Below are 18,709 nucleotides of genomic sequence, written 5' to 3'. Positions count from 1 at the left end.
GCCATGCTGCTTAACCTGTTCAATGAAATGCGCGCAGCCAAAGTACCGGTCTCGGTACGGGAGCTGCTGGACCTGATCAACGCGCTGAAGCAGCGCGTGACCTTCGCCGACATGGACGAGTTTTATTACCTGTCCCGGGCGATTCTGGTGAAGGACGAAAAGCATTTCGACAAATTCGACCGGGCCTTCGGTGCCTACTTCAACGGCCTGGAAAAACTCGACGATCACCTTCAGGCATTGATCCCGGAAGACTGGTTGCGCAAGGAGTTCGAGCGTTCGCTGACCGACGAAGAGCGGGCGGCAATCCAGTCCCTCGGCGGCCTGGACAAGCTGATCGAAGAGTTCAAGAAACGCCTCGAAGAACAGAAAGAACGTCATGCCGGCGGTAACAAGTGGATCGGCACGGGCGGTACCAGCCCGTTCGGCTCCGGCGGCTTCAACCCGGAAGGCATTCGCGTCGGCGATGCCGGCAAGCGTCAGGGCAAAGCGGTCAAGGTCTGGGATCAGCGCGAGTACAAGAACCTCGACGATTCGGTGGAGCTGGGCACGCGCAACATCAAGGTCGCCCTGCGGCGGCTGCGCAAATTCGCGCGCCAAGGTGCGGCGGAAGAACTGGACATCGATGGCACCATCGACCACACCGCGCGTGATGCCGGGTTGCTGAATATTCAGATGCGTCCGGAGCGGCGTAACACCATCAAGCTGTTGCTGCTGTTCGACATCGGCGGCTCGATGGACGCCCACGTGAAGATCTGCGAAGAACTGTTCTCGGCCTGCAAGACCGAGTTCAAGCACTTGGAGTATTTCTACTTCCACAACTTCATTTATGAATCGGTGTGGAAGAACAACATGCGCCGCAGCTCCGAGCGCACCTCGACCCAGGACCTGCTGCACAAATACGGCGCCGACTACAAAGTGATCTTCATCGGTGACGCCGCCATGGCGCCGTACGAGATCACCCAGGCCGGCGGCAGCGTCGAGCACTGGAACGAGGAAGCGGGTTATGTGTGGATGCAGCGGTTCATGGAGAAGTACAAGAAGGTCATCTGGATCAACCCGTATCCGAAAGATACGTGGGGCTATACGTCTTCGACCAACATCGTGCGGGACTTGATTAACGACCAGATGTATCCGCTGACGTTGCGGGGGTTGGAGGAAGGGATGCGGTTTCTCTCCAAATAAAGATTGTTGTTGTCTGTGATGCCCCCTTCGCGAGCAAGTCGAATCGTCGCACCGCCGCTCCCACATTGGTTTTGTGTACGACACAGGTCCAGTGTGGGAGCGGGCTTGCTCGCGAAGCTTTTAGCTATTCAGGAATCGCCGTAGATACTCGACTTGTTCCCGATGCGCGACATCCTGCACCACCGGTCTCAATCGTACCGTTGCCCCCGGCAGACACTGCGCCAATCGCGCCAGCGCCAACGGCGTCAACGCGCCCAATCGCGGATAACCCCCAATGGTCTGCCGATCATTGAGCAACACAATCGGCTGCCCGTCCGGCGGCACCTGAACCGCACCCAGCGGGATGCCTTCGGAAATCATCGGCTTACCCTGATACTGCAACGCCGTTCCCAGCAAGCGGATGCCCATCCGGTCGGCACGGCTATCGAGGGTCCAGACGCTGTTGAACGCGTCGAACAAACTCTGTCCACTGAACTCGCCGATCTGGGCACCGAGCACCAGGTCCAGCGGCGCGTTGAGTTTGAAATCCGGCACCTGTTCGCGCGCCAACTCCCGCAGCAGGAGCAGCGAGCTGCCCGAGTAGCTCAACTGCGCATCTTTGGCCAACGCCCGGCCCATGCCATCCAGCCCGCCGAGTTCCTCACGGACCACGGTTGCGCTACTGCCCAACACCTTTGGCGCATCAAACCCGCCCGGGGCTGCCAAATATGCCCGAGCGCCAAGCAGCGGCTGAGTGAATTGCAATTGCTGACCTTTGTTCAGCCTGAAACTGCGCCACGGCGCCAACGCCTCGCCATCCAACTGCGCCCCCAGATCCGCCCCGGCCAACGCCAGCACGCAATCCTCTTCGGCAACGACCGTAAACCCGCCGAGGGTGATTTCAATCACCGGTGCATCCAGGTCATTACCCAGCAACCAATTAGCCCAAGACATCGATCGCCAATCCGCCGCCCCGCCCTGGGTCACGCCCAGATGCCGCACGCCGAAACGGCCAGCATCCTGCAACAGGCACAGCGGTGTACTCGCTTCTATTGATAGACGGCTCATGCCTGCGCCTCCAACGGCGTGTCGTCACCGCCCAGATTGATGAATTCGGCATGGCTGACGGCTTCGAAGCGCACCGTGTCGCCTGGTTGCATCAGGCTGTAGCCGTCGCGTTCGCGGTCGAACAATTTGGCCGGGGTGCGACCGATCAGATTCCAGCCACCGGGGGACACCACCGGGTAAGCGGCGGTTTGGCGTTCGGCGATGCCGACGCTTCCCGCCGCCACTTTTTTACGCGGAGTGTTCAAACGCGGCGCGGCCAGCACTTCTTCCACCAGCCCCATGAAGGCGAAACCCGGCGCGAAACCCAAGGCGAACACCTGATATTCGCGCTCGCTGTGGCGACGGATCACTTCATCCACGGCCAATCCGCTGAGCCGGGACAACAGGCTCAACTCCGGGCCAACGCTCAAGTCATACCAGACCGGCAGCACATGACATTTGCCGCGGGTGCAGGCGTTGGGCGACAGATCGATCAAGGCCTCGGCGATCAGCTCCCGAGCCTGGGCCGGACTCAACGCGGTCAGATCGTAATGCACCATCAACGTCGTATAGGACGGCACCAGATCGATCAGATGCCCGGCGAATGCAGCACGCAGACTTTCACTGGCTGCGAGCATCCACGGCATGTTCGCTTCGGCAATCTCATCGAACAGGCGCACCATCAGGCAATCCAGCGCCACCACTTCTACCCGCAGTTTCATGGCGCGCTCTGCTGATCAAGTGCTTCGCGAATACGCCGTACAGCGGCTACCGAACTGGCATTGTCGCCGTGTACGCAGAGGGTGTTGGCCTGCAGGTGCAAGGCACTGCCATCGCTGGCCGTGAGGTTGCCGCCGCGGGCAATGGTCAGCGCCTGCTCGATGATTGTTTCGGGATCGTGATGCACCGCGCCCGGCAGTTGCCGCGAGACCAGCATTCCCGCGCTGTCGTAAGCGCGATCGGCGAAGGCTTCGAACCACAGGGTTACGCCGTATTCATCGCCCAACTGCTGGGCTGCGCTGTTGTCGCGAGTGGCCATCAACATCAGCGGTAACTGGCGATCATAGGACGCCACGGCCTGAAGCACCGCGCGCAATTGCGCCGGGTTGGCCATCATGTCGTTGTACATCGCGCCGTGCGGCTTGACGTAATTCACCCGACCGCCCTGAGCCCGGCAAATGCCGTCGAGGGCGCCGATCTGGTAATGCACAATGTCCTGAAGTTCCTGGGCGGTGTAGGCCATGGAACGGCGGCCGAAGCCGACCAGATCCTGATACGCCGGATGAGCACCGATCTGAACCCCGTTGCTCAAGGCCAGGCTGACAGTCTTGCGCATGATGCTCGGGTCGCCGGCATGAAAACCGCAGGCGATGTTGGCGCAATCGATGAAGGGCATGACCTCGGCGTCCAGACCCATGGTCCAGTTGCCGAAACTCTCGCCGATGTCGCAGTTCAATAGCAGGCGGCTCACGGTGAACACTCCTTTCAGCTTTATTCTTTTTAACTGCGGGACCATTTTTGTAACGGCAGGCCCGCAGATTATCAGTTGCTGGGCATTAAGTTATTGGGCTTCGAGTTGCTTGCCACGGGTTTCCGGCAGGCTCAGGGCCGCAAGGATCACCACCCCGTAGGACACCGCCGCAAAAGCACCGATACCCACACTCAATGGCACCTTCTGGCTCATCAAGCCGATCAACAGTGGGAACAACGCCGCCAGCGCCCGGCCGATGTTGTAGCAAAAGCCCTGACCCGAACCGCGAATCCGCGTTGGAAACAGCTCGGTCAAAAACGAGCCCATTCCACTGAAAATCCCCGAAGCGAAGAAGCCCAAAGGAAAGCCCAGCCAGAGCATCACGCCATTGCTGACCTGCAATTGGGTGTAGAGCAGAACAATGGTGAACGAGCCGACCGCGAACAGAATGAAGTTCTTTTTACGCCCGAGGATGTCAGTCAAATACGCGCTGATGACATAGCCGACGTAGGAACCGACGATCACCATCGCCAGATAACCGCCCGTACCGAGTACGCTCAAACCGCGTTCGTTCTTCAGAAACGTCGGCAACCAGGAAGTGATCGCGTAGTAACCGCCCAGAGCACCGGTGGTCAGCACCGACGCGCGAATCGTGGTGAAGAGGATGCCGGGAGCGAATATCTCGTAGAATTTTGCCGGGTTGCTGGGTTCTTGCTTAGCCTTGGCTTCGCGATAGATTTCCGGGTCCTTGACCAGCCGACGGACGAAGATCACAAAGATCGCCGGCACGATGCCAAGGAGGAACAGCGCGCGCCAGGCGTCTTCCGGTGGCAACACCGAGAATAGCAGCGCATACAAAATCGCCGTCAGCCCCCAACCCAATGCCCAGCCCGATTGCACCATGCCCACCGCTTTGCCGCGGTCCTTGGCGCGAATCACTTCGCCCATCAGCACCGCGCCGGCGGTCCATTCGCCGCCGAAACCGAAGCCCATCAGCGTGCGGCTGATCAGCAGTTGCTCGTAGTTCTGGGCGAAACCGCAGAGGAAGGTGAAGAAAGCGAACCACAGCACGGTGAGTTGCAAGGTGCGTACGCGACCGATGCGGTCGGAGAGAATTCCCGCCACCCAACCGCCGATGGCCGAGGCGATCAGGGTGCTGGTGTGAATCAGCCCGGCCTCGCCAGTGGTGATGCCCCACATCGCAATCAGGGTCGGCACCACGAAGCTGAGCATCTGAGTGTCCATGCCGTCCAGGCCATAGCCGATCTTGCAGCTCCAGAAGGTGCGGCGTTCCTGTTTATTGATGTTGCGGTACCAGTCGAAAGGTCCCGGGCGAACCGTGGCTTTTGGGATGTTGAGCGTGTCGGGCGCACTCATGGCAAATCTCCGCGCTAGTTTTTATTGGTATTGTTCTGAGCCCCGACGACGCCTATCGTGGGAACCGGATGGCCTGATTTTTGGGCTCCTTGCCCTGCTGCGTCCAACTAATAAAAACCCGCTCTAGACATAAGAAAAACTTGTCCCTATGAACCTGAAGTTTCTCGAGACCTTTGTCTGGGTCGCCCGACTCAAGAGTTTTCGCCTGACGGCAGACAAGCTCTTCACCACCCAGGCGTCGATATCCAGCCGCATTGCCGTGCTCGAAGGCGAGCTCGGGGTGAAGCTGTTCCTGCGCGATTCACGTGGCGTGAGCCTGACGCCCGAAGGCTTGAAAGTGCTCGAATACGCCGAGCAAATGATGGACACCATGCAAGCCCTCAAGCAGTCGATCGAAACCCGTTCGAGCAAGGTCGGACGGGTTCGCATCGGCGTGATGGACACGGTCATCCATACCTGGCTGAGCCCGTTGGTGGCGCAGATGATGGATCACTATCCGCTGGTGGAAATCGAGTTAGTGGCCGATACCGCACTCAACCTCTGCGATCAGCTGCAAAAAGGCTTTCTCGACCTGATCCTGCAAACCGACCTGTTGCGTCAGGAAAGCGTGCGCAGCCTTGAGCTGGCCAGTCACCCGATGGGCTGGATTGTGGCGACTAATTCGATCTATAACCGCGAGTATTCAGGGATTGCCGACCTGGCGCGGGAACGGATCATTACCTATTCGAAAAACTCCCATCCGCATCAGGAGATTCTCGCCCTGATGCAGGCCAACGGCATCATGACGCCACGGTTGAACTGCGTGAACTCGGTATCGGCGATCACCCGGTTGCTGCGGGACGGTTTCGGTATTGGCGCGCTGCCGCCGGTGCTGGTAGCCGAGGAACTGGCGCGGGGGGAATTGACCTTGCTGGCCATCGATCAACGGCCACCGAATTTGCAGGTGGTGGTGTCGTGGCGGGTTGGCGTGGAGTGGGTCGAAGAAATCGTGGCGTTGTGTCAGCAAGTCGTGGAGCGCTATGCGCAGAAAGTGGGCGAGCACTACATCGTTTTGAGCAAACCCATAGCCGGGATCTGAAGGACACTCCCCAAGCTTTAAATATGAACCACTATCATTTGCATTATTTTTTCAGGGCGGTATTCTCTGCGCGCTTTCAGCTAACCAACTGTCCAGAAGGAATCGGACTTGATGCGCGCCTATACGCAAAAACAGCAGCAATTGCTCGTTCACTGGAGCGAAGCCCTCGGCACTGAGGCTTTCCAGTCCCACCGCATCACCCTCGATCATTTGAGCAACCCACCAGCCTCACAGCAGGTACTGGAACGTCTGGCCCTGGAACTGGATGACAGCTTCAGCAACGACACCCTGTACTCGTCGCCTCGCCATCGGCATCCGCTGGGTGCGGTCGTTCAACTCCGCGCCTGACCGCTCGAACTTATCGCCACACACTTATCACAACTAAAAAAGACCACGTCATGACCCGTACCAAACTCTCCCTGCTGATCCCGCTGCTCAGTACCTTCAGCGCCCAGACCTGGGCCGAGGATACCGAGCAACAGCCCGGCACCTTGAACCTGCAAGCCACCGTTGTCTCCGCGACTCGCAGCGAAGCGAGCATTGCTTCGATTCCAGGCTCGGTCCAGGTGATCGACGAACAGCAGGTTCGTGAGCAAAGCGGCGCAGGTCGCCGGGTCTCCGATATCCTCGGGCAATTGGTCCCCGGCCTTGCGCCGTCCAGTGGCGGGATGAGCAACTTCGGTCAGACCCTGCGCGGACGCAACATGCTGGTATTGATCGACGGCGTATCGCAGAACGCCACGCGCGACAACTTTCGCCAGCTCAACAGCATCGCCCCGGCCAGCATCGAACGCATCGAAGTGATCTCTGGCGCCAGCAGCATCTACGGTGCCGGCGCTTCAGGCGGCATCATCAACATCATCACCAAGCGCAATCAGGGCCAGGACATTGCCTACAGCAGCAAACTGGGCCTGACCAGCGGCAACAACCTCAACCGCAAAGGCTTCGCCTACGAAGCCTTCCAGAGTGCGACCGGGCGCAAGGATGCCCTGGACTGGTACGTCTCCGCCGACCTGACCCAGCGTAACGATCAGTACGATGGCAACGGCAACCGCATCCCTCAGGACACCTCCCAGGGCAGCAACATGGACACCGAAACCTATGACCTGCAAGGTCGTTTCGGTTACGAACTGGATGCCGACAAAAAACTCAGCCTGTCGCTGCAGGACTACAAGGATCAGCAGGACACCGGCTACACAAAAGACCCGAAAAACTCGCAGCAAGCCGTGGCAGTCAAAGGGCTGAAACTCGACGATCAACCCTATACCCATAACCAGTCGGTCAACCTCAATTACACCGACAAGGACTTCTACGGCCAGGGCCTGCAACTGGAAAGCTACTGGCGTCGCGCCGATGCACTGTTCTTCCCGGATCTGTCGCGGGGCAAGGCCGGGATCTCCGACAACAACAGCGTGCAGGATGTCTACGGCCTGCGCGCGGCCATCGACACGCCGCTGCCAGCCATCGGCAGCGCCACGGGTAACCTGGTCTGGGGGGCTGACTATGATAATGAGCGCTCCCGCCAACGAGGTGATCAATACACGCTCAAGGGCCTGACCTACACCAAGACCGGCACCACCTACGAGCTGGGCCCGGACATCGAAACCACCACCAAATCGCTGTTCGGGCAGATGTCCTGGGACATCGGTGACTGGACCTTGCGTGGCGGTGTGCGCCGTGAATGGATCGAAAGCGATGTCTCCGACAGCATTGCTTATGGTCAGATCGTCCAGACCGGCGTACGCGCAACGCTGCCTGGCGACACCCTCAAATACGATGCCACGCTGTACAACCTGGGGGCGGTTTACCACCTGAGTGAAAACCAGGACGTATTCGCCAATTTCAGCCAGGGATTTTCACTGCCGGATATCCAGCGCTTCATGCGTGATGTCAGCAGCACCTTCGACATCCAGAGCCTCAACGCCCAGGCCATCAAGGTCAACAGTTACGAGCTGGGCTGGCGCGGTGACTGGGACCAGTGGCAGGCCGACGTCACCGTGTATGAAAACACCTCGGACGTGACCCAGTTCTACGATGCGACTGATCGGGTATTGCGCCTGATCAACCAGAAAGAACGCGTTCGCGGCATCGAAAACAATCTGACCTACCGCGTGACCGATCAATGGTCGGTGGGTGGCACTTACGCCTGGGCCAAAGGCGAGACCGAGCAGAATGGCAAATGGATCGATCTGCCGGCCACGCGCATCTCACCGGCCAAGACCACACTGTTCGTCGGCTACACCAAAGACGACTACACCCTGCGTCTGCAAGGCATGCATTTGTCCAGTTACGACGCCGCCGCCAAGGACAATAACGGACGCGACATCGAAGGCTATACGCTGGTGGACCTGCTCGGCTCCGTGCAACTGCCGGTCGGTCGTCTTGAAGGCGGGGTGTACAACCTGACCAACCGCACCTACCAGAACCTGTTCACCCAGGCCAATGCCAGAGCGCCGTACGCCAATGCTGAAGGTCGGACATTGAGCATGAGCTACTCGGTCGACTGGTAAAAACAGGAGCCGGCTTGCCAGCGATGCGATCTGCCAGACATACCGTGTCGCAGCAATCGCCGGCAAACCGGCTACAGGCTTAGAGGCCGCGCACATCCCGATCTTCGATCGGCCGGCTCTGGCGCAGGCGTTTGCCACCCAGCACCACCCAGTCGATCAGACGGAACAGGCATTCAATGCCGAACGACAACAGCAACGCCCCGCTCATACCCCAGATCATCGCCTCCGGCGTCAGCAGGATCTGGTAGCTGTAGCCATTCCAGGTTTCCTTGCGAATATCCGGATCGGCGGCCAATGCCACTTGCAGGAGGCGGATGTACCACGGGCCCTGCATGGCCTGGAACTGTTTATCCAAGGCCAGTTGACGGGTCAGCAAGGTACTCAGGCTGTCGGCATCACTGCGAAAAATCGGATCTTCGCTAGCGCGGTAATGGGCCACCAACGCCTGCATGTCACCCTTGAAGAACTGAATCGCCGTGCCCTGAAAACCGCTCAGACTGGTCTGCGCCTCAATCAGATGCGCTTCGACCCGTTTGGCATAATCGCTGATGAACCCCGGCACCTGGACACCGATCAACAGGCCCGCCGCGAACAACACCAGCCGTAGATAACTAAGCAACATGAAGGGAAATCCTTATTCGGTCTTGCCCTGGCTGACGCATTCACCGCGTCGCCAGAGGCTCCATTGGCCCGGTTCGTAGCGGGTCCAGGTTTCGTTTTCGGTCAAGGGTTCGGTGGCGATCACCGTGACCACGTCGTTGGGCGTGGTTTCGGCCTGGAAATCGACGATCACATCGACATCCTTCAAGCGCGCCGGACCGAATGGCGCGCGACGGGTGATCTGCGCCAGTTTGGTCGAGCAATAGCAGAACAACCAATCGCCATCGCTGAGCAGGCAGTTGAACACGCCTTTGCTACGGTACTCGGCGCAGGCGGCCACCAGGTCTGGCAGCAGTTCTTCGACCTCTACCGGTTCCGGGAACGCTGCGCGCACGCGGTTGAGCAAATCGCAGAACGCCGCTTCGCTGTCGGTATCGCCGACCGGGCGGTAAAAACTCTTGATCGGTTGAAACTCCGCGAGCTGGCCGTTGTGGGCAAAACACCAGTTACGGCCCCACAGCTCGCGCACGAATGGATGGGTATTGGACAGGCAGACCTTGCCGACGTTGGCCTGGCGGATGTGCCCGATCACCACTTCGCTCTTGATCGGATAGCGTTGCACCAGATTCGCGACTTCGGACTCACAGCTCGCCGCCGGGTCCTGAAACAGGCGCAGGCCACGGCCCTCGTAAAAGGCGATGCCCCAGCCGTCACGGTGCGGACCAGTGCGGCCGCCGCGCTGCATCAGCCCGGTGAAGCTGAACACGATATCGGTCGGGACATTGGCGCTCATGCCCAATAACTCACACATGCTCGGATTCTCGCTGAAAGGCAGGGGCAAGGTTACAGACGCGGCTCGACCCGCAATCGCTGAGGGTTGCTCGGCACCGGTGGACGACCGTAACGATCATCGCCCGCACCGCCGAATGGATGGTCTTCTTCTGCTTCATCGGCCCTGGCCGCAGCCTTGGCAGCGGCAGCCTGTTCCTTGCGAGCGTTGGACGCACGTTCGATAGGGAAACGGATCACCACGAACACCAGGTAAATGCCGAAGGCGATCATGCCGTACATGAACAGGTCGGAAACCGCCCGCCAGGCGTTGTTGCCGACCTTGAACAGCAGATCGAGGGCCGTGATGGCAATGGCCGGAGCGACCTTTTCCTTCACCGGATCAATGATGGTCGGGCTGAACAGCAACACAGCAACCAATAGCCGTAACGGCTCACGCAGCCAGCGCCACATCCAGCGGGTGATACGCATCCACACCAACAGGCAGCCCAAAGCGGCAAAGGCGTAGAGGCCCCAAGCGATCAGATAGTCGTTCTCGGTCATGGTGTCCATGGCAAGGCAGGCAAAGAGGCGCTTATAGTAACGACTTTTCGCACGTCAGGCTTGCCCGCCGTCTGCGAACCCTATTTCGTAAAACGCTCGAGAGTCCTTCATGCCCCTATCCGTCAACGTTTCCGACGCTCCCATTGCCCGCAAGGCCGAAGGCGACGACCCGTATGCCTGGCTGCAGGAGCGCGACACCGACGCGGTGCTCGACTACCTGAAAGCGGAAAACCGCTACCAAGAGGCGCAAACCGCCGATCAGGCCGGGTTGCGTGAAACCCTGTTCGAAGAGATCAAGGCCCGGATTCTCGAAACCGACCTGTCCTTGCCCTCCCCTTGGGGCCCGTACCTGTATTACACGCGCACCACGGCCGGTGATGAATATGCTCGTCACTACCGCTGCCCGCGCCCTGTCGATGACAGCCTGCAGCTCGACGAAAGCCAGGAACAGCTGCTGCTGGACCCGAACGAACTGGCCAAAGGTGGCTTCTTTTCCCTGGGCGCCTTCAGTATCAGCCCGGACCACCAGCGTCTGGCCTACAGCATCGACGCCACCGGCGATGAGATTTTCACGCTGTTCGTGAAGGAATTGTCCAACGGCCGTGTCAGTGAACTGGAATTCCAGGATTGCGACGGCAGCATGACCTGGGCCAATGACAGCCTGACGCTGTTCTTCGGCGAGCTGGACGAGACCCATCGCCCGCACAAACTGTTCCGTTATCGGCTGGACGGTACGGCGGCTGAAGAAGTGTTCCATGAGCCGGACGGTCGATTCTTCATGCATTGCTATCGCTCCAGTTCCGAGCAGCAATTGCTGCTGTCCCTGGGCAGCAAGACCACCAGCGAAGTCTGGGTGCTCGACGCGTTCCAGCCGCAGCAAGCCTTTACCTGCATCGCACCGAGGGTTGAAGACCATGAGTACGACGCCGACCACGGCGCGCTCGACGGTCAATGGACCTGGTTCATTCGCACCAATCGCGACGGCATCAACTTTGCCCTGTACCAAGCCGTAGATACCGGCGTGGCGCCGACCGAGGCCGACTGGCAAAACCTGATCCCGCACAGCGACACGGTGATGATCGAAGGCATGAGCCTGAATGCCGGGGCCATGACCCTGAGCCTGCGTGAAGGTGGCTTGCCGATCATCGAAGTTCATCCGCAAGACCTGCCGAGCTACCGCGTGCAGTTGCCGGATGCGGCCTACAGCCTGCACGTGCAGAACAGCCTGGAATTCGTCAGCGACAGGATCCGCCTGCGCTACGAAGCCTTGAACCGTCCGGCGCAAATCCGCCAACTGGTATTGGGCAGCGGCGAGCAGAAAGTCCTCAAGGAAACACCTGTGCTCGGCCCGTTCGACGCCGATGCCTACGTCAGTCAGCGCCTGTGGGCGACGGCACCGGACGGTACGAAAGTGCCGATCAGCCTCGTCGTCAAACGCGAAGCCCTCGATAAGCCCACGCCACTTTATCTGTACGGCTACGGTGCTTACGGTGAAAGCCTCGACCCGTGGTTCTCCCACGCTCGTTTGAGCCTGCTGGATCGTGGCGTGGCGTTCGCCATCGCTCACGTGCGTGGCGGCGGTGAACTGGGCGAGGCCTGGTATCGCGCTGGCAAGCAGGAACACAAACACAACACCTTCAGCGACTTCATCGCCTGCGCCGAACACCTGATCGCCGATGGCTTCACTACTTCACAGCAATTGGCGATCAGCGGTGGCAGTGCCGGTGGTCTGCTGATCGGCGCGGTGCTCAATCAGCGGCCGGAGTTGTTTGCTGCTGCGATTGCCGAAGTGCCGTTCGTCGACGTGCTGAACACCATGCTCGACCCGGATCTGCCGTTGACCGTCACCGAATACGACGAGTGGGGCAATCCTGAAGAACCGGACGTCTATGAGCGGATCAAGGCCTACGCCCCGTACGAAAACGTCACCGCACAAGCTTATCCGGCGACTCTGGTGATCGCCGGCTACAACGACAGTCGCGTGCAGTACTGGGAAGCGGCCAAGTGGGTGGCGAAATTACGCGCGACCAAAACCGACACCAATCCTCTGCTGCTCAAGACCGAATTGGGTGCCGGGCATGGCGGGATGAGCGGTCGTTATCAGGGATTGCGTGACGTAGCACTCGAATACGCATTTGTTTTCAAGGTTTTGGGCATCGCCTGAGGAACTTGGCCCGGCGTGTCGGTCTTAACACCGAACACCGGGCTCGGTACGACACATACCCCCTGTGGGAGCGGGCTTGCTCGCGAAGAGGCCATGACTTTCAACATCAATGTTGTCTGACACACCGCCTTCGCGAGCAAGCCCGCTCCCACAAGGGATTTGTGGTGGATTGCAGATCCGGAACAGCAACAGACACAAGAAAAAGACCGTGACGACATGTCAGAACCGACCTTACTGAACAACGAAATTCGCGACTGGCTGATGGACTGTGGCCTGTTCGATCAACTGCTGCCGGCGGACTTCGCCACAGCCTCGGGCTACTTCAGCATCAGCACCATTGCTCAGGGCCAAGAGATTTTCCATGAGGGTGATGCCGGCAGCTTCATGTGCATCATCCACACCGGCCAGGTGGCGGTGCAGAAAACCAACAGCGACGGGCACCTGGTGACCATGGCAACGTTACGCAGCGGTCGGGCGTTCGGCGAAATGGCCGTACTCGACGGCGAACGCCGCTCGGCCAGTTGCGTGGCCGCAAGCAATTGCCAGTTGCTCAATCTGGGCAAGGACTCGTTGGAAAAGATGCTCAACGATGCGCCGAAAATCGCTGCCAAAATCATCCGCGCCCTCGCCGTCTCCCTCTCCAAACGCTTGCGCATGGCCGATGGGCAACTGCTCTCGCAGCAGGTTTAACCACCGGGTGATTTGGCTTTCGACGGGTTTTGCTCCAGCCCCGGCAGTGGCTGGTCCTTGGTGGGCGGACTAGGCATTTCAATGGGCACCAACGGCGGACCGCCACTGCCGGGGCCGACCTTGGGCGCACTGGTCGGGGTGATTTGCGGGTACGGTGTCGGGGTCGCGGTGCCGGGCGAACCGGGCAGCGGCGCAGGGTTGGTCGGAATGGTTTGCAACTGCTGGGCCTGCACTGCAGTTATCGAGAGCGCGGCCAAGGCAATGACCGTTAGAATGGTGCGCTTCATCAATGGCTCCGTTGGCCTTGTTGTCTTTTTGCAGGCTACTCCCAACTGCGCGTGTTTGCCTTCTCCCTCCTATGCCAATTTCTCCTCAAGTGAGTCCCATGAAACGTTTCGTTCTGCTCGACACCACTCCAATTCCTGAAAATGGCGGTGCCTTGTGCCTGTTCGAATACGGCGAGGATTTCGTCATCAAGATCCAGGGCGGCGACGGCGGGCAACTGATGAACACCCGCATGCACGGCTCGGAAGACGCTCTGGCGGAGATCCCGTGCCGTAAAGTGGCCGGCCGGCCGAACTCACGTGTGCTGATCGGCGGCCTGGGCATGGGCTTCACCCTCGCCTCGGCCCTCAAGCATCTGGGCAAGACCGCTGAAGTGGTGGTCGCCGAACTGGTGCCGGGCGTGGTGGAGTGGAACCGTGGGCCGCTGGGCGAAAAAGCCGGGAACCCGCTGCTTGACCCGCGCACCGTGATCCGCATGGAAGACGTGGCCAAAGTCCTGCAAGCCGAGCCGCAAGGTTTCGACGCAATCATGCTCGACGTCGACAACGGCCCCGAAGGCCTGACCCAGAAGGCCAACAGCTGGCTCTACTCCGCTGGCGGCCTGAGCGCCTGCGCCAAGGCCTTGCGGCCCAAAGGCGTGCTGGCCGTCTGGTCCGCGAGCGCTGACCGACAGTTTTCCGACAAACTGAAGAAGGCCGGCTTCAAGGCTGAGGAAGTCCAGGTCTTCGCCCATGGCAACAAAGGTACCCGCCACACCATCTGGATTGCCGAGAAGCTCAAGGGCTGAGCTAAACTGCGATTAATACCGTCATTAGTCTTTTTACAAAGGTGAACCCATGAGTTCGTCAACGCCACCGACCAACACGTCGAAGCTGGACCGCATCCTTGCCGACAACCAGCGCGACAAGGAAATGGGTTACCGCGACAAGGCCCTGAAAATGTACCCGCACGTGTGCGGTCGTTGCGCCCGTGAGTTTTCCGGCAAGCGCCTGAGCGAACTGACCGTGCACCACCGCGACCACAACCACGACAACAACCCGCAGGACGGCTCGAACTGGGAATTGTTGTGCCTGTACTGCCACGACAACGAACACTCGCGGTACACCGATCAACAGTATTTCGATGAAGGCTCGCTGAGCTCGCCGAAAATCGCCAAGGCGACGCATAACCCGTTTGCCGCGTTGGCCGGCCTGATGAAGAAAGACGAGTAATATCTTCAGCGCCTCGACCGGCCCCTTCGCGAGCCTGCTCGCGAAGGCGGCTGACCAGACACCAGCAATCTCCAAACCGAACACCCCTCCCCCAATCCCCGTATAATCGCCGTTTTTTCCCCGAAGGCACCCGCTCGTGGCAGACAAACGGTACAGCTGCATTGGTTTGTATAACCCCAAATCACCGGAGAACGTCGGTTCGGTGATGCGCGCCGCTGGCTGTTATGGCGTGGCGTCCGTGTTCTACACCGGCAAGCGTTATGAACGCGCCGCCGACTTCGTCACCGACACCAAGCGCGTCCACTACGACATTCCGCTGATCGGCATCGACGACCTGAAAAAAATCCTGCCGCTGGGCTGCGTGCCGGTCGCTGTGGAACTGGTGGACGGCGCCCGTTCGCTGCCGGAATACACGCATCCGGACCGCGCGCTGTACATCTTCGGCCCGGAAGACGGCTCGCTGGATAAAGAGATTCGCGACTGGTGCGAAGACGTGGTCTACATCCCGACCACCGGTTGCATGAACCTGGCGGCCACCGTCAACGTCGTGCTCTATGACCGCATGTCCAAGGGGCTCAACACTCGCTCCGGGGCGAAATTTCGCTGATTCAGCGTACATCCGATGGAACAAGCCGCCCGCCTTGGCAGTCAGCTTAATTATCTATTCTTGATTATCTATTCTTGAAGCGTCATTCCAGCCAGGAGACAGATCATGAGCGAACTCAAACGCGTAGAACGCATCGAATCCACCCCGTTCCAGACTCACACTGACCAGAACGTGCAGGGCTGGGAACGCATCGGCTCCCTGGCCGGCGGCGTGGTGATGGTCGGCAAGGGTCTGCGTCGCGGTGGTCTGTTCGGCTTGATTCAAGTGGCTATCGGCGGTGTGGCCCTGGCGCGTGGTATTACCGGGCACAGTTCGGCGAAAAGCCTGCTGGAGAAAAGCCGCCAGGACATGAACAACGTGCGGGCGAAGATTCAGCGGGCCGGTGAAGAGCTGAACCGGTTGAAGGCGAATGCCGAAGCGGCAACCAATACCGCTACGGTGACTGGCAATGATTCGTTGAAGTCGCCTAAAACCGGGGTTTGATCCAGGAAATTCGATGAGGCTTAGGGCCTCTTCGCGAGCAAGCCCGCTCCCACATTTGATCGTCAGTGGACACTGGTTATGTGTACGACAGAGATCTAATGTGGGAGCGGGCTTGCTCGCGAAGGCGGTATTACTGAAGCAACTCGGTATCAAGGACCTTGGAAGACTCGCCAATAACGCTTTCGGCGAGCTGAACGAATTCCTTGGTATCCACGCTCTCCAGATGCATCGCCCCGCGCAACACATCATCCAGCGAACGCTTGTTGCGGGTCTTCAGGCGAATCTCGCGATCCAGTTCCTGCAATAACACGACCGCTTTCGACACCTGCGCCGGGCTGACCTGCTCAGCGCGCAAGGTCGTGACGTTCTGGCCGTCCCTGGCCAACTTCTTCTGCAAACTCTCATACCGCTCATCACTCATGCCGCCGGCGCGGCGCACCAGTTCGATGGCGTAATACTCGGCAAATCCTTCGCTGATCCAGTCACTGCGCTGCTGGTCGTTGATCCGCCCGAACACCTGCGCCAATTCCCGCACCAGCGCACTGGTACCGCTTTCGCTGACCAGCGGCAGACGCGTGTTCAGATAGATCGATTCGCGAGCGCCCAGACTGCCACGCCACATTGGGTCGTTGGCACCGACAATCAGCAGTTTGACGGGATGACGGGGATATACCGCCTGAACTTGCGGCCAGACAAAGGTCAGCAGCGTCAGCACATCCATGCGGCGCATGCCCTGGCCTTGAGGCGAGGCGACGGTGACTTCGGTTTCCCCCAATCGCGTGCGACGGCTGCCGAGGTGGCCGGCGAGCATCCAGCCGGTGGGCCGGTCGAACAAGCGAGAAACGTTATCGACCCGGAATTTGTTCTTGCCGATTCGCGGCCAGGCGGTTTCAACGCTTTTCCAGCCGGTGGGCAATTCGAATTCAAGGCGTGAAACCAGCTCAATGCCGTCCTGCTGATCGAGTTTGGCCGCCGGCACCAGATCGTCGCCGCGCAGCAGCGCCCAAGTTGGCGTCATGCGCGTATCGAAGCTGCCGCTCTTGCGCCCGTGGCTGATGCGTACGCGGTAGGTCAGGCTGGCCTTGTCGGCGGCCGGACGCCAGATACCACGGGCCTGCTTGCCCGGCGTGAGCTGCCATTGGCCATCGGCCTTGAAATCGCTGTAGTGACTGCCATCGCCCAGGTCGAAATCCAGACTGCGCACCGCCGAACCCTGAGCCAGGGTCAGCCGAACTTCGGCCTGATCGCTTTGCGGCAACAGGCGCACGTGGTAATCCAGATCAACCTTCTTCGCCGCCCACACGGGCGAACTCAGGGCCAAAAGCCCAAGGGCCAACGCCAGCCGCAATCCCACAGCCATACACACTCCTTGTGGCGAGCGAGCTTGCTCGCGCTGGGCTGCATAGCAGCCTTGAATTCTAGTAATCACTGCCGGTTTTTGAGTGGGAATTAACCCGCTCGAAAAATCAGATGGTCTTCCCAATCGTCTTCGGCCACGCTGCCTTCGGCGAGCATGCGCCCGGACTGGGAAATACGTTCGTGGTGCACCGCATCGCGATCCCCGCACACCAGATGGTGCCAGAGCGGCAGGTCCTGGCCTTCGCTGACCAGTCGATAGCCGCAGGTCGGCGGCAGCCATTTGAACTCATCGGCCTTGCCTGGGGTGAGCTGAATACAGTCGGGGACGAAATCGCGGCGGTTCGGGTAATCGGTGCACTGACAGGTTTTCAGGTCCAGCAGTTTGCAGGCGATACGCGTGTAATAGACGCTGTTGTCGTCTTCATCTTCGAGCTTTTGCAGGCAGCACAGACCGCAGCCGTCGCACAGCGATTCCCATTCCTCTTGATCGAGTTGATCGAGGGTTTTGCGTATCCAGAACGGTTCGACTTTGGCGGCCATGGCTCAAGCATCAACATCAGGTGGTGAAAAGGCCGCCAGTCTAGTGCCAAGGCCCTTGTGGGCCAAGCGTTGGCGACTGCCGGTAGAACGAGCTTGTCAGTTATTGCGCCGCCCAGTAGGGTTTTGCGTCGCCCCTCACCTTCAAACGTAGCAAGGAATCTCCTGATGAGTGCTAATCCACGCGTTGCCGACTATGCCATCCACCCTCAGTTCACCGACCGCTGGTCGCCCCGCGCCTTCACCGGCGAAAGCATCCCGGAAGAGACCCTGCTGAGCTTCTTCGAAGCCGCGCGCTGGGCGCCATCGGCCTACAACTCGCAGCCTTGGCGGTTTCTGTATGCGCGTCGCGACACGCCAAACTGGGAGCGTTTCCTGGGCCTGCTGAATGAGTTCAACCGCGGCTGGGCGCAACACGCCTCGGCACTGGTGATCGTGATCTCGAAAACCACCTTCGCGGTGCCTGGCGCCACCGAAGAAACCCCGGCCTTGTGGCACACCTTCGACACCGGTTCCGCTTGGGGGCATCTGGCGCTGCAAGCGAGCATCAGCGGCTGGCACACCCACGGCATGGCCGGTTTCGACCAGGACCTGACTCGCAAGGAGCTGAACATTCCCGAGGGTTATGCGCTGCACGCGGCGGTGGCAGTGGGCAAACTGGGCGACAAGGCGACGCTGGCGGATTACCTGCAAGCGCGTGAAGAGCCAAGCCCACGTCGTCCGCTGAGCGAGTTGGCCGCCGAAGGCGACTTCACCCTCTAAGCCACACCGAAAAACCAATGTGGGAGCGGGCTTGC

At 59.8% G+C, this 18,709-nt stretch carries 21 protein-coding genes; 11 read left to right on the top strand and 10 right to left on the bottom strand.

The window, feature by feature from the left end:
- Nucleotides 1-3: 3 nt before the first annotated feature.
- Nucleotides 4-1,182, top strand: coding sequence for a vWA domain-containing protein (locus ACSQ87_RS08180; protein WP_150655009.1), 1,179 nt, complete (start codon nucleotides 4-6; stop codon nucleotides 1,180-1,182).
- 120 nt (nucleotides 1,183-1,302) lie between these two features.
- Here ACSQ87_RS08180 and ACSQ87_RS08175 read toward each other — a convergent pair whose 3' ends face one another.
- The 4 genes from ACSQ87_RS08175 to ACSQ87_RS08160 all read right to left on the bottom strand — a co-directional run bounded on the left by ACSQ87_RS08175 (nucleotide 1,303) and on the right by ACSQ87_RS08160 (nucleotide 5,056).
- A complete protein-coding gene (locus tag ACSQ87_RS08175; protein ID WP_223432025.1) occupies nucleotides 1,303-2,229 on the bottom strand; it encodes a biotin-dependent carboxyltransferase family protein in 927 nt (308 codons plus the stop codon).
- Complete coding sequence (locus ACSQ87_RS08170; protein WP_223432024.1) at nucleotides 2,226-2,930, bottom strand: 5-oxoprolinase subunit B family protein; 705 nt, start codon at nucleotides 2,928-2,930, stop codon at nucleotides 2,226-2,228. The genes ACSQ87_RS08175 and ACSQ87_RS08170 overlap by 4 nt, the downstream gene beginning before the upstream one ends.
- Nucleotides 2,927-3,679 carry a 5-oxoprolinase subunit PxpA gene (locus ACSQ87_RS08165; protein ID WP_223432023.1) on the bottom strand — a complete coding sequence of 251 codons (753 nt, stop codon included), beginning with the start codon at nucleotides 3,677-3,679 and terminating at the stop codon, nucleotides 2,927-2,929. The genes ACSQ87_RS08170 and ACSQ87_RS08165 overlap by 4 nt, the downstream gene beginning before the upstream one ends.
- Nucleotides 3,680-3,769: 90 nt before the next feature.
- The gene (locus ACSQ87_RS08160) at nucleotides 3,770-5,056 is read right to left on the bottom strand and encodes an MFS transporter (RefSeq protein ID WP_223432022.1); all 1,287 of its coding nucleotides are present in this window, start codon (nucleotides 5,054-5,056) and stop codon (nucleotides 3,770-3,772) included.
- Between the two features lie 148 nt (nucleotides 5,057-5,204).
- Here ACSQ87_RS08160 and ACSQ87_RS08155 point away from each other — a divergent pair, with 148 nt between their 5' ends.
- The 3 genes from ACSQ87_RS08155 to ACSQ87_RS08145 all read left to right on the top strand — a co-directional run bounded on the left by ACSQ87_RS08155 (nucleotide 5,205) and on the right by ACSQ87_RS08145 (nucleotide 8,644).
- Nucleotides 5,205-6,134, top strand: a complete 930-nt coding sequence (locus ACSQ87_RS08155; RefSeq protein WP_223432021.1) for a LysR family transcriptional regulator — start codon at nucleotides 5,205-5,207, stop codon at nucleotides 6,132-6,134.
- A 111-nt stretch (nucleotides 6,135-6,245) separates the two neighbouring features.
- Nucleotides 6,246-6,482 (top strand): hypothetical protein, encoded by a 237-nt coding sequence (locus ACSQ87_RS08150; RefSeq protein ID WP_223432020.1) that lies wholly within the window; start codon nucleotides 6,246-6,248, stop codon nucleotides 6,480-6,482.
- Between the two features lie 50 nt (nucleotides 6,483-6,532).
- Nucleotides 6,533-8,644: a TonB-dependent receptor gene (locus tag ACSQ87_RS08145; RefSeq protein ID WP_223432019.1), complete on the top strand. Its 2,112-nt coding sequence runs from the start codon at nucleotides 6,533-6,535 to the stop codon at nucleotides 8,642-8,644.
- Nucleotides 8,645-8,723: 79 nt separating this feature from the next.
- Here the strand turns inward: ACSQ87_RS08145 and ACSQ87_RS08140 are convergent, their stop codons facing one another.
- From ACSQ87_RS08140 to ACSQ87_RS08130, 3 genes are read right to left on the bottom strand one after another with little or no spacing between them, the layout of a single operon-like run.
- Nucleotides 8,724-9,266 (bottom strand): DUF2937 family protein, encoded by a 543-nt coding sequence (locus ACSQ87_RS08140; protein WP_223432018.1) that lies wholly within the window; start codon nucleotides 9,264-9,266, stop codon nucleotides 8,724-8,726.
- A gap of 12 nt (nucleotides 9,267-9,278) precedes the next feature.
- Nucleotides 9,279-10,055: a class II glutamine amidotransferase gene (locus ACSQ87_RS08135; protein ID WP_046046095.1), complete on the bottom strand. Its 777-nt coding sequence runs from the start codon at nucleotides 10,053-10,055 to the stop codon at nucleotides 9,279-9,281.
- Nucleotides 10,056-10,087: 32 nt separating this feature from the next.
- Complete coding sequence (locus tag ACSQ87_RS08130) at nucleotides 10,088-10,585, bottom strand: MFS transporter (RefSeq protein WP_150654999.1); 498 nt, start codon at nucleotides 10,583-10,585, stop codon at nucleotides 10,088-10,090.
- A gap of 100 nt (nucleotides 10,586-10,685) precedes the next feature.
- Here ACSQ87_RS08130 and ACSQ87_RS08125 point away from each other — a divergent pair, with 100 nt between their 5' ends.
- Both ACSQ87_RS08125 and ACSQ87_RS08120 read left to right on the top strand, forming a co-directional pair.
- On the top strand, nucleotides 10,686-12,740 hold the full coding sequence (locus ACSQ87_RS08125; protein WP_223432017.1) for a S9 family peptidase: 2,055 nt from the start codon (nucleotides 10,686-10,688) through the stop codon (nucleotides 12,738-12,740).
- Between the two features lie 216 nt (nucleotides 12,741-12,956).
- Entirely contained in the window at nucleotides 12,957-13,430 is a 474-nt protein-coding gene (locus ACSQ87_RS08120; protein WP_223432016.1) for a cyclic nucleotide-binding domain-containing protein, read from the top strand.
- On the opposite strand, the gene ACSQ87_RS08115 is transcribed toward ACSQ87_RS08120, so the two are convergent.
- The gene (locus ACSQ87_RS08115; RefSeq protein ID WP_150654994.1) at nucleotides 13,427-13,717 is read right to left on the bottom strand and encodes a hypothetical protein; all 291 of its coding nucleotides are present in this window, start codon (nucleotides 13,715-13,717) and stop codon (nucleotides 13,427-13,429) included. The genes ACSQ87_RS08120 and ACSQ87_RS08115 overlap by 4 nt on opposite strands.
- A gap of 98 nt (nucleotides 13,718-13,815) precedes the next feature.
- On the opposite strand from ACSQ87_RS08115, the gene ACSQ87_RS08110 reads away from it, so the two are divergent.
- The 4 genes from ACSQ87_RS08110 (at nucleotide 13,816) to ACSQ87_RS08095 (ending at nucleotide 16,016) form a co-directional block, all read left to right on the top strand.
- The gene (locus ACSQ87_RS08110; RefSeq protein WP_007898703.1) at nucleotides 13,816-14,502 is read left to right on the top strand and encodes a spermidine synthase; all 687 of its coding nucleotides are present in this window, start codon (nucleotides 13,816-13,818) and stop codon (nucleotides 14,500-14,502) included.
- 49 nt (nucleotides 14,503-14,551) lie between these two features.
- The gene (locus ACSQ87_RS08105; protein ID WP_223432015.1) at nucleotides 14,552-14,926 is read left to right on the top strand and encodes a YajD family HNH nuclease; all 375 of its coding nucleotides are present in this window, start codon (nucleotides 14,552-14,554) and stop codon (nucleotides 14,924-14,926) included.
- Nucleotides 14,927-15,062: 136 nt separating this feature from the next.
- Nucleotides 15,063-15,533, top strand: coding sequence for an RNA methyltransferase (locus ACSQ87_RS08100; protein ID WP_007944014.1), 471 nt, complete (start codon nucleotides 15,063-15,065; stop codon nucleotides 15,531-15,533).
- Between the two features lie 105 nt (nucleotides 15,534-15,638).
- Entirely contained in the window at nucleotides 15,639-16,016 is a 378-nt protein-coding gene (locus tag ACSQ87_RS08095; protein WP_223432014.1) for a YgaP family membrane protein, read from the top strand.
- 130 nt (nucleotides 16,017-16,146) lie between these two features.
- Here ACSQ87_RS08095 and ACSQ87_RS08090 read toward each other — a convergent pair whose 3' ends face one another.
- Nucleotides 16,147-17,376: a hypothetical protein gene (locus ACSQ87_RS08090; RefSeq protein ID WP_223432013.1), complete on the bottom strand. Its 1,230-nt coding sequence runs from the start codon at nucleotides 17,374-17,376 to the stop codon at nucleotides 16,147-16,149.
- 89 nt (nucleotides 17,377-17,465) lie between these two features.
- Nucleotides 17,466-17,915, bottom strand: coding sequence for a YcgN family cysteine cluster protein (locus tag ACSQ87_RS08085; protein ID WP_223432012.1), 450 nt, complete (start codon nucleotides 17,913-17,915; stop codon nucleotides 17,466-17,468).
- 165 nt (nucleotides 17,916-18,080) lie between these two features.
- On the opposite strand from ACSQ87_RS08085, the gene ACSQ87_RS08080 reads away from it, so the two are divergent.
- A complete protein-coding gene (locus ACSQ87_RS08080) occupies nucleotides 18,081-18,674 on the top strand; it encodes a nitroreductase family protein (RefSeq protein ID WP_150654991.1) in 594 nt (197 codons plus the stop codon).
- The last annotated feature ends 35 nt before the right edge of the window (nucleotides 18,675-18,709 follow it).

The sequence above is a fragment of the Pseudomonas sp. LjRoot277 genome, assembly GCF_964253845.1.
Lineage (GTDB): Bacteria > Pseudomonadota > Gammaproteobacteria > Pseudomonadales > Pseudomonadaceae > Aquipseudomonas.
This window is presented reverse-complemented; position numbering and strand designations above follow the sequence as displayed.

What these genes read in the sequence shown, in the direction of transcription:
- ACSQ87_RS08180 (WP_150655009.1), top strand. Translation starts at nt 4, where the DNA reads ATGCTGCTTAACCTGTTCAATGAAATGCGCGCAGCCAAAGTACCGGTC.
- ACSQ87_RS08175 (WP_223432025.1), bottom strand. Translation starts at nt 2,229, where the DNA reads ATGAGCCGTCTATCAATAGAAGCGAGTACACCGCTGTGCCTGTTGCAG.
- ACSQ87_RS08170 (WP_223432024.1), bottom strand. Translation starts at nt 2,930, where the DNA reads ATGAAACTGCGGGTAGAAGTGGTGGCGCTGGATTGCCTGATGGTGCGC.
- ACSQ87_RS08160 (WP_223432022.1), bottom strand. Translation starts at nt 5,056, where the DNA reads ATGAGTGCGCCCGACACGCTCAACATCCCAAAAGCCACGGTTCGCCCG.
- ACSQ87_RS08155 (WP_223432021.1), top strand. Translation starts at nt 5,205, where the DNA reads ATGAACCTGAAGTTTCTCGAGACCTTTGTCTGGGTCGCCCGACTCAAG.
- ACSQ87_RS08150 (WP_223432020.1), top strand. Translation starts at nt 6,246, where the DNA reads ATGCGCGCCTATACGCAAAAACAGCAGCAATTGCTCGTTCACTGGAGC.
- ACSQ87_RS08145 (WP_223432019.1), top strand. Translation starts at nt 6,533, where the DNA reads ATGACCCGTACCAAACTCTCCCTGCTGATCCCGCTGCTCAGTACCTTC.
- ACSQ87_RS08140 (WP_223432018.1), bottom strand. Translation starts at nt 9,266, where the DNA reads ATGTTGCTTAGTTATCTACGGCTGGTGTTGTTCGCGGCGGGCCTGTTG.
- ACSQ87_RS08135 (WP_046046095.1), bottom strand. Translation starts at nt 10,055, where the DNA reads ATGTGTGAGTTATTGGGCATGAGCGCCAATGTCCCGACCGATATCGTG.
- ACSQ87_RS08130 (WP_150654999.1), bottom strand. Translation starts at nt 10,585, where the DNA reads ATGGACACCATGACCGAGAACGACTATCTGATCGCTTGGGGCCTCTAC.
- ACSQ87_RS08125 (WP_223432017.1), top strand. Translation starts at nt 10,686, where the DNA reads ATGCCCCTATCCGTCAACGTTTCCGACGCTCCCATTGCCCGCAAGGCC.
- ACSQ87_RS08120 (WP_223432016.1), top strand. Translation starts at nt 12,957, where the DNA reads ATGTCAGAACCGACCTTACTGAACAACGAAATTCGCGACTGGCTGATG.
- ACSQ87_RS08115 (WP_150654994.1), bottom strand. Translation starts at nt 13,717, where the DNA reads ATGAAGCGCACCATTCTAACGGTCATTGCCTTGGCCGCGCTCTCGATA.
- ACSQ87_RS08110 (WP_007898703.1), top strand. Translation starts at nt 13,816, where the DNA reads ATGAAACGTTTCGTTCTGCTCGACACCACTCCAATTCCTGAAAATGGC.
- ACSQ87_RS08105 (WP_223432015.1), top strand. Translation starts at nt 14,552, where the DNA reads ATGAGTTCGTCAACGCCACCGACCAACACGTCGAAGCTGGACCGCATC.
- ACSQ87_RS08095 (WP_223432014.1), top strand. Translation starts at nt 15,639, where the DNA reads ATGAGCGAACTCAAACGCGTAGAACGCATCGAATCCACCCCGTTCCAG.
- ACSQ87_RS08090 (WP_223432013.1), bottom strand. Translation starts at nt 17,376, where the DNA reads ATGGCTGTGGGATTGCGGCTGGCGTTGGCCCTTGGGCTTTTGGCCCTG.
- ACSQ87_RS08085 (WP_223432012.1), bottom strand. Translation starts at nt 17,915, where the DNA reads ATGGCCGCCAAAGTCGAACCGTTCTGGATACGCAAAACCCTCGATCAA.
- ACSQ87_RS08080 (WP_150654991.1), top strand. Translation starts at nt 18,081, where the DNA reads ATGAGTGCTAATCCACGCGTTGCCGACTATGCCATCCACCCTCAGTTC.